Below are 1,036 nucleotides of genomic sequence, written 5' to 3'. Positions count from 1 at the left end.
GCCGCTGGCACCTGCGCGGCCGGTTCGGCCAATGCGGTGCACGTAATCTTCCGGGTCTTCCGGCAGATTGTAGTTCACCACATGGGAGACACCATCGATGTGGATACCCCGGCCTGCCACGTCGGTGGCGATCAGCACCTGCAGATCGCCAGCACGGAAGCGCTCCAGGGTCTTGCTGCGCTGGGTCTGGGGTACGTCTCCGGAAATCAGGGAGACTTTCAGCCCTTTCTTGTGCAGCCGGTCGCTGACCCGGCGGGTAATGTCCCGGCGGTTTGCAAATACGATGACCTTGTCCATGTCCATGCCGGTGATCAGGTTATAAAGCAGCGTGAACTTGTCGTCGGTGTTGGTGATGTAGACCTTCTGTTCCACGGTGTCTGTGGTGACCTGGGTGGGTTCGATCTCCACCACTGCCGCGTCCTGGGTCCAGCGGCGGGACAGGTTCATCACATCGTCGTTGAAGGTGGCAGAGAACAGCTGGGTTTGGCGGTACTGGCTTTTTGGGGTCATGCCGACAATGCGCTTCACATCGGGAATGAAGCCCATGTCCAGCATGCGGTCGGCTTCGTCCAGCACCAGGAATTCCACCCGGTCGAGCCACAGGTCGCGGCGTTTGGCGAAGTCCAGTAGCCGCCCCGGGGTTGCCACCAGAATATCGATCAGCTTGTTTTGCAGGCGTTCCTGCTGGCGATTGAAATTCATGCCGCCGACGACACTCATCACCTGCAGGTCAGTGTGTTTGGCCAGTACCCTGGCGTCTTTCTCGATCTGCATGGCCAGCTCCCGGGTGGGGGCCACGATCAGTGCACGGGGTTCACCGGCAAAGCGCTGCACGTCGATGGGGTGCTTGAGCAGGTCGTTGATCACGGTGATCAGAAAGGCGGCGGTTTTCCCGGTACCGGTCTGGGCCCGCCCAATGGCGTCGGCGCCAGCAAGTGTGTGGGTCAGTACTTCGGCCTGGATCGGGGTGCAGTACTGGAAACCGGAATCAGCGATACCGTGCATCAGGTCCAGGTGCAGGTCGAAATCGTGAAAG

1 protein-coding gene is annotated in these 1,036 nt (G+C 60.3%); it reads right to left on the bottom strand.

Annotated elements, in window-relative coordinates; genetic code table 11:
- Positions 1 to 1,036: DEAD/DEAH box helicase (locus A3730_RS01105; RefSeq protein ID WP_063537297.1), on the bottom strand; the 1,036-nt coding region annotated here is incomplete at both ends.

The organism is Alcanivorax sp. HI0044, assembly GCF_001634945.1.
The sequence above is the reverse complement of the archived record's forward strand: the minus strand, read 5'-3'. Positions and strand labels throughout refer to the sequence as shown.